Origin of the sequence: Mesorhizobium sp. M7A.F.Ca.AU.002.02.1.1 (assembly GCF_003998535.1) — a bacterium.
GTDB classification, from domain to species: Bacteria; Pseudomonadota; Alphaproteobacteria; order Rhizobiales; family Rhizobiaceae; genus Mesorhizobium; species Mesorhizobium ciceri.
This window is the reverse complement of record NZ_RZPB01000291.1, coordinates 1-7,009: the sequence shown is the minus strand read 5'-3', so window position 1 is coordinate 7,009 and position 7,009 is coordinate 1. Positions and strand designations below refer to the sequence as shown.

The following is a 7,009-nucleotide window of genomic DNA, read 5'->3' as shown; positions in this document are numbered from 1 at the left end:
ATCCCGTACTGATCGCCTATGACGACGCCCGTGAATCGCTGTTCTACGGTTTTCCGCCCGGCGGCGACATGACGACGGTCTGGGAAAGCTTTTCCGGCCTCAATTCGTCCGGAGCCAAAGTCGAATGGCGCATCGAAACCAAGGGCGACACGGCAGTGCCCTATGCCGTCATCCATCGCCGCTCGATCAGCAATCCCGAGGACGAGAAAAAGCCGACCGAGGTGCTGCTCGTCGCCAAGGTCGGCCAGATGGACGCCCGCGACGGCTGCACCGTCGGCCTGGTGCTGGCCACCGGCAATCCCGTCGCCAACGACCAGGCGCGCAAGCTTGCCGACGACAAGGCACGCACCTTCGCCTGCGGCAAGGACAGACACACCGTCATCGGCAAAGTGCCGGCCTTCGGCCGGGTCGACAACTGACCGGTCGGGCTACTTGCTCGCCTTGGCCCGCTCGATCGCGTCGACGATCATCTTCTTGGCGTATTTGGAATCGTGCCAGCCTTCGATCTTGACCCATTTGCCGGGCTCGAGATCCTTGTAGTGCTCGAAGAAGTGCTGCACCTGCTGGCGCGTAATGTCGGGCAGCTGAGTGTATTCGGTGACGTTCTCGTAACGCAGCGTCAGTTTTGGCGACGGCACGGCGATGATCTTCTCATCCTGGCCGGCATTGTCTTCCATGATCAGCACGCCGATCGGCCGCACGTTGATGACGCAGCCCGGCACCAGCGCGCGCGTGTTGCAGACCAGCACGTCGATCGGATCGCCGTCGCCCGACAGCGTGTGCGGCACGAAGCCGTAATTGCCGGGGTAGCGCATCGAGGTGTGCAGGAAGCGGTCGACGAACAGCGTGCCGGCCTCCTTGTCCATCTCGTACTTGATCGGCTCGCCGCCGATCGGCACCTCGATGATGACGTTGACGTCCTCAGGCGGATTCTTTCCGCTGGCTATGGCTTCAATGCGCATGGCTTAAATCCCTCTCTCGATGGACGATCGATAGCGGGCGGCGCGTCATGGTGCAATGCGGCGAATGGTGCTGGGTGCGAATGGAACGCCCAATTGCCGAAAGGCCGGGTTGTCATTCCCAGACGAAAGCGACCTTCTTCAGCGCCTTTTGCTCGAAGATCTCGACGCCCTCGGCGACATCGCGGCCACCGGCGCCGGCATAGAAGGCAAGCGCGTTCTGGTTGTCCTCCAGCGCCCACACGACCATGCCTTTCAGCCCGTGATCGGCCAGCCGCGCCTTGGCCGCCGAAAACAGGCGGCTGCCGAGCCCGATGCCCTGATATTCCGGGCGCAGGTACAATTCGTAGATTTCGCCCTGCTGGCGCAGTTCACGGGCGCGGTTCTTGCCGATCGTCGCATAGCCGGCGATCTTGCCGCCGATTTCGACGACCAGAACGGTGGCGGCGCGGCGAATCGCATTCGCCCACCAGTCGGCGCCACGGCGGTTGATCATCGATGTCAGGGTCCGGTGCGGAATGATGCCGGAATAGGCGCCGCGCCAGGCCTCCAGATGCACCTCGGCGATGGCACTGGCATCGCGCGGGTCGGCTTTCCGGATGTCGATCGTCAGCGTATTCATGATTTGTTAACCATAAACCCGCATCGCCCGATTGCAAGGGTCCGGGCCGCCAGCCGGCTGCTTTCTCACAGGCGATCACCGCCCTGGTGAGGGGCCTTCAAGACTTCTGTGGAAAGGCTCAAATCTCGACGAGATGGTCGTCGAGCTCGTTGCTGTCGCCCGCAGTGACCGGGAAATGCTCGGCCAGCACCGCACCCACCAACTCGATCGCCTTGACGAAGCCGTCGGCAAGCCGGTCGTCGCCGGCATGCGCGGTAAGGTCGCGCACGACGCCGTCCCAGACATGCTGGCCGACCTTGGCGTCGATACCCGAATCGGCAACCACCTCGGCATAGCGCTCGGCGATCGAGACGAAGACCAGCACGCCGGTGCGCGCCGTGGTGCGGTGGACGTTGCGGGCGAGGAACTGCTTGATCGCGTTGGCGTGCGCCGCCTGGTAGCGCAGCCGCCTCGGCACCAGGTGGATGCGCATACCAGGCAGCGCCCACAACAAGGCCAGCACGCAGGCAAGCGCCAGGAGCTGGGCGAGGACGAAATGCGGCAGCCGGATCGACAGCCACCAGGCCTCCAGACCGTAGCCGACCGCCAGGCTGACGAACAGCATGCACACGGTCGCCATGAAGGCGGCCGGGAAGAAATAGCCGTCGCTGGCATGCGCCACGACACAGTAGATTTCGCCGTCGGTTTTCTCCTCGGCGGCGTGGATCGCGGTTGCGATGCGCTCATGATCCTGCGGGCTGATTGGTCGTGTTGCCATGATCTGTCTCACCAGCTTCCTGAAGAACCGCCACCACCCGACGAGCCGCCGCCACCGGAAAATCCGCCACCGCCGCTTGACCCCGAAGACCAGCCGCTGCCCGACGACGAACCGGTTGTCCAGCCAGTGCCCGAGTACCCGCTCGGCCCGCGGCCATAACGAAACGTCATGCCCAGCCATTTGTACACGCCCGGCGACAGTTTCGTGCCGAACATCGGCGGCAGGAACGCCATCGCCATCCCGCCGAAGAACATCGTCGCCCACAGGATCAGGAACACGGCAAAGATCGGATCGATGGACGTGCCGTCATCGGCGGGATTGCGCTTGCCCCGCGCTTCCAGTTCTTCGGGATTGCCCTCCAGCACCATGACCATGTCATCGACGGCTTTGCTGATGCCGCCGGAGAAGTCCCCGGCGCGGAAGGCCGGCACCATGTCATTTTCGATGATCAGCTTGGTGTGCAGGTCGGTCAGCGTGCCTTCCAGCCCATAACCGACCTCGATGCGCATCTTGCGGTCGTTCGGGGCAACCAGCAGCAGCACGCCATTGTTCTCGCCCGCCTGGCCAAGTTTCCAGAAGCGGAACAGCCGGTTGGCGTAAGGCTCGATCTCCTCGCCATCGAGGCTGGGGATCGTCGCGACGACGATCTGGTCGGAGCCTTTTGTCTCGAAATCGGCGAGTTTTTGGGTCAGCGCCGCCTTGGTCGCGGCGTCGATGATGCCGGCATTGTCGACGACACGGCCGGTCAGCGCCGGGAGATCGGCCGCGAGGGCGGTGAAGGGGAGGAAGAGGAGGCTTAGAAGAGCGAAAAGGAACCCTAGGCTTGCGTTCCGGAGCGCCCCCCTCTGCCCTGCCGGGCATCTCCCCCTCAAGTGGGGAGATTGGCCGCCATCTCCACTTTCACCAATTTTCAACGTCGCAAGATGGGCGTCAGCGCCGAAGCTGCCAATCTCCCCCCTTGAGGGGGAGATGTCCGGTAGGACAGAGGGGGGTGTTTGCACGCCAGCAGCCCGTCATTTCGCGGGATTTATTCCGATGACAGTGGACGTTCACCCGCCCTGCTTCGTGCCGAAATCGACCTTCGGCGGCTGCATCTTGTCTTCGGCGACGGTGAAATTGGCGAAGGGCTCGTTGCCGCGGAACCAGAAGGTCGCCCACAGCACCGAGGGGAACGTCCTCAGCGTCAGATTGTAGTCCCTGACCGCCTGGATGTAATCGCGCCGCGACACCGCGATGCGGTTCTCGGTGCCTTCGAGCTGCGCCTGCAGCGCCAGGAAGTTCTGATTGGCCTTGAGGTCGGGATAGGCCTCCGAGACCGCGATCAGCCGCGACAGCGCGCTGGTCAGCCCCGCCTGGGCATCCTGAAACTTCTTGAGGGCTTCGGGATCCTTCAGCGTTTCCGGTGTTACCGTGATCTGCGTTGCCTTGGCGCGCGCCTCGACCACCGCGTCGAGCGTATCCTTTTCATGCGAGGCATAGCCCTTGACCGTCTCGACCAGGTTGGGGATGAGGTCGGCGCGGCGCTGATACTGGTTCAGCACCTCGCTCCATGCCGCCCTGGCATTTTCTTCCGCCGTCGGGATGGTGTTATAGCCGCAGCCTGCAAGCAGCGGCAACACGATCGCCATCATCAGGAAGGCGGGCAGCGTGCGGAACGTGGACGGCAAGGCAAGGCGCTGGGCAAACATGATGGGGGTCCCTCGGTAGAAGTTGCACGCGAAGCATTACCACAATCAGCGCGCAAGAAAACCGCCCGCGCCGGCAGCCCCTCGCCTGGCACGCCCGGTGCCGCTGCAAGGCTCTGTGATTGGCCGTGCGAACGCGATAAGGTCCGGCAAAACGGGACATCATCATGGCGGAACGCCAGGACAGCGACAAGGAATCGCGCCGTATCCTCGAGCGCATTGCGCGCGAGACGGATCCGGCCGGCAACTCGTTTGTAGCGCGGGCAGCGAAAGGCATGCACGATCACGTCATCGCGGCCGATGCCGATCGTGCCGATCCGATCGAAGTCTGGGGCACCCGCTTTGGCCGCACGCTGGGCCTGCTGCTGGCGCTGGGCCTGATGGTCTGGCTCGTGCTTTACGTCATCCGGGGCAGTTAGGAATCAAACGACAATGAGCGCCGAACAAACCGACGCGCCGCGTGCGGTCATCGTCATTTCCAGCCATGTCGCGCGTGGCTCGGTCGGCAACCGTGCTGCCGTCTTTGCGCTGGAGACCCTGGGTTTCCCGGTCTGGGCGGTGCCGACCGTCATCTTGCCCTGGCATCCCGGCCATGGGCGCGCGACGCGCATCGTGCCGCCGCTCGACGAGTTCAAGGCTCTGATGGCCGATCTCGAGCGGGCGCCATGGCTGGGTGAGGTCGGCGCCGTGCTGTCCGGCTATCTCGGCGAGGCGGGCCAGGCCGAGGCCGTCGCCTCGCTGGTCGCCGCGGTCAAGGCAAGGACGCCCGGCGCCGTCTATATCTGCGATCCGGTGATGGGTGATTCGGGCGGCCTCTATGTGCCCGAACCGACCGCCATCGCCATGCGCGACCGGCTGATGCCGATCGCCGACATAGCCACCCCTAACCGCTACGAACTGGAATGGATGGCCGGCGCCGCGTTGCCAGACATGAAATCGGTGATCGCGGCGGCGCTGCACGCCGGACCATCGACCATGCTGGTCACCTCGGCGCCGTCGATGATGACGGGCGGCACCGGCAACCTCCTGCTCGATAACAGCCAGGCGCTGCTCGCCGAACATCGCCTGATCGACAAGCCGCCGAATGGCCTGGGCGATCTGACGGCGGCCGTTTACCTGGCACGCATCCTGTCCGGCCAGCCACCGATCAAGGCGCTGCAATCGACGACGGCGGCGGTCTACGAGATCCTGGCACGCACCGCCAAGCGCGGCGGCGACGAACTGCAGCTCGAAACCGATGCGCAGAGCCTGTCGCATCCGATGGCGATGGTCCAGCTTCGCCACCTCACACATCCAGGGCGGGGCCGCCGGGCGTGACATCGACTGAGGCCGTACTTGTCGGCGTCGATGGCTGCAAGGCCGGCTGGATCGCCGTCCGACGAACTTTTGGCATGGCACCGTCGGTCGGTGTCTTTGCAACCTTCACTGCCCTGCTCGCATCCCTTCCCGAAGACGCTGTCATCGCCGTCGACATGCCGATCGGCCTGCCCGGCTTTTCGGGCAAGGGCGGTCGCGGCCCCGAAGCGCTGGTGCGGCCGCTGCTCGGGGCACGCCAGTCCAGTGTCTTCTCGATCCCGTCCCGTGCCGCGCTCTATGCCGACACCAACGGCTTCACCACCATCGAAGCCTGGTATGCCGCGCACGTCAGGGCAAGCGCGGTGGCCCTGACCACATCCGATCCGCCGCGCGGCGTCTCGATCCAGGCGTTCGGCATTTTTGCCAAGATCCGCGAGATCGACGCCCTGCTGATCGCGCGGCCCGATTTGCGCGGCCGCGTGTTCGAATCCCATCCGGAAGTCGCTTTCTGCCGCTTGAACGGCGATCAAGCCATGCAACTGCCGAAGAAGATCAAGGGCAGCATCAATCCGGCCGGCATGGCGGAACGCAAGGCGCTGCTCTGCCGGCTCGGCTATGATAAGGGCTTTCTCGACCAGCCGCCGCCCCGCGGTGCCGCCGCTGATGACTTCCTCGACGCAGCCGCGATGACGCTGATCGCCGGTCGCATCGTCGGCGGCGAGGCGCGGCCGTTTCCCGACCCGCCGGGCCGCGACAGCTTTGGCATTCCCGTCGCCATCTGGGCGTGACGCTGTTGGCCACCGTTGCGCTCGATGCATGGCATTTCTAGCCAGCCCTCATAATTCTGCATTGCTCGCGACCGGCTTTTGCCGCTAGAGCCTCTCTAGACCGCAACGAGCTGCCGCATCCAACCCGGAAAGGCTCCAGACGCCGCCCATGTCCCATCTCCCTGAACATCTTCTCGCCGGCTATCGCAATTTCATGAATGGCCGCTATCTCACAGAGAGCGGGCGCTATCGCGATCTCGCTCGCGAAGGCCAGGCGCCGGAGACGATGATCGTCGCCTGCTGCGATTCGCGTTCGGCGCCCGAGGCGATCTTCGACGCTGGGCCGGGCGAACTCTTCGTTCTGCGCAATGTCGGCAATCTGGTGCCGCCCTATGCACCCGACGGCGAGTTCCATTCGACCTCGGCGGCGCTTGAATTCGCCGTACAGAGCCTCAAGGTCAAGAACATCGTCGTCATGGGCCATGGCCGCTGCGGCGGCATCCGGGCGGCGCTCGACAGCAATTCCGCGCCGCTGTCGCCGGGCGACTTCATCGGCAAGTGGATGAGCCTGATCGCGCCGGCGGCCGAAACCGTCTCCTCCAGCACCTTCATGACCGCCTCGGAGCGCCAGACCGCGCTGGAGCGCATCTCGATCCGCTATTCCATCGCCAACCTCAGAACCTTTCCCTGCGTCTCGATTCTCGAAGGCAAGGGACGGCTGTCGCTGCATGGGGCCTGGTTCGATATCTCGACCGGCGAACTCTGGACGATGAACAAGGAGACTGGCGATTTCGAACGGCCGGAACTGGGATGAACGCGGCGGCGCGCAAGCTGGTGAACATCAGGTCGGTCGCTTTTGCGGCGGCCGCACTGCTGCTGGCGATTATTGCCGCCCGCGCCGATGATCGTGCCCTCATCAGCCG

10 protein-coding genes are annotated in these 7,009 nt (G+C 64.4%); 5 read left to right on the top strand and 5 right to left on the bottom strand.

Features of this window, described 5'->3' with window-relative positions; genetic code table 11:
- Nucleotides 1-419, top strand: a 419-nt coding sequence (locus EN879_RS18510; protein ID WP_127274168.1) for a hypothetical protein, incomplete at its 5' end; no start/stop codon positions are given.
- A 9-nt stretch (nucleotides 420-428) separates the two neighbouring features.
- Here the strand turns inward: EN879_RS18510 and ppa are convergent.
- The 5 genes from ppa to EN879_RS18480 all read right to left on the bottom strand — a co-directional run bounded on the left by ppa (nucleotide 429) and on the right by EN879_RS18480 (nucleotide 4,026).
- Nucleotides 429-962, bottom strand: a complete 534-nt coding sequence (gene ppa / locus EN879_RS18505; RefSeq protein ID WP_013528997.1) for an inorganic diphosphatase — start codon at nucleotides 960-962, stop codon at nucleotides 429-431.
- A gap of 112 nt (nucleotides 963-1,074) precedes the next feature.
- Complete coding sequence (locus tag EN879_RS18500) at nucleotides 1,075-1,581, bottom strand: GNAT family N-acetyltransferase (protein ID WP_013528996.1); 507 nt, start codon at nucleotides 1,579-1,581, stop codon at nucleotides 1,075-1,077.
- Between the two features lie 118 nt (nucleotides 1,582-1,699).
- Nucleotides 1,700-2,338, bottom strand: a complete 639-nt coding sequence (locus tag EN879_RS18495; RefSeq protein WP_063169471.1) for a TPM domain-containing protein — start codon at nucleotides 2,336-2,338, stop codon at nucleotides 1,700-1,702.
- A gap of 8 nt (nucleotides 2,339-2,346) precedes the next feature.
- Complete coding sequence (locus tag EN879_RS18490) at nucleotides 2,347-3,210, bottom strand: YgcG family protein (protein WP_127274167.1); 864 nt, start codon at nucleotides 3,208-3,210, stop codon at nucleotides 2,347-2,349.
- Nucleotides 3,211-3,387: 177 nt separating this feature from the next.
- Complete coding sequence (locus tag EN879_RS18480) at nucleotides 3,388-4,026, bottom strand: LemA family protein (RefSeq protein ID WP_024504707.1); 639 nt, start codon at nucleotides 4,024-4,026, stop codon at nucleotides 3,388-3,390.
- 164 nt (nucleotides 4,027-4,190) lie between these two features.
- Here EN879_RS18480 and EN879_RS18475 point away from each other — a divergent pair, with 164 nt between their 5' ends.
- The 4 genes from EN879_RS18475 to EN879_RS18460 all read left to right on the top strand — a co-directional run bounded on the left by EN879_RS18475 (nucleotide 4,191) and on the right by EN879_RS18460 (nucleotide 6,900).
- A complete protein-coding gene (locus EN879_RS18475; RefSeq protein WP_063169474.1) occupies nucleotides 4,191-4,442 on the top strand; it encodes a hypothetical protein in 252 nt (83 codons plus the stop codon).
- Between the two features lie 13 nt (nucleotides 4,443-4,455).
- The gene (pdxY, locus tag EN879_RS18470) at nucleotides 4,456-5,340 is read left to right on the top strand and encodes a pyridoxal kinase PdxY (RefSeq protein WP_063169475.1); all 885 of its coding nucleotides are present in this window, start codon (nucleotides 4,456-4,458) and stop codon (nucleotides 5,338-5,340) included.
- Entirely contained in the window at nucleotides 5,337-6,107 is a 771-nt protein-coding gene (locus EN879_RS18465) for a DUF429 domain-containing protein (protein WP_063169476.1), read from the top strand. The genes pdxY and EN879_RS18465 overlap by 4 nt, the downstream gene beginning before the upstream one ends.
- Nucleotides 6,108-6,255: 148 nt before the next feature.
- Nucleotides 6,256-6,900, top strand: coding sequence for a carbonic anhydrase (locus EN879_RS18460; RefSeq protein ID WP_027037320.1), 645 nt, complete (start codon nucleotides 6,256-6,258; stop codon nucleotides 6,898-6,900).
- Nucleotides 6,901-7,009 lie beyond the last annotated feature (109 nt).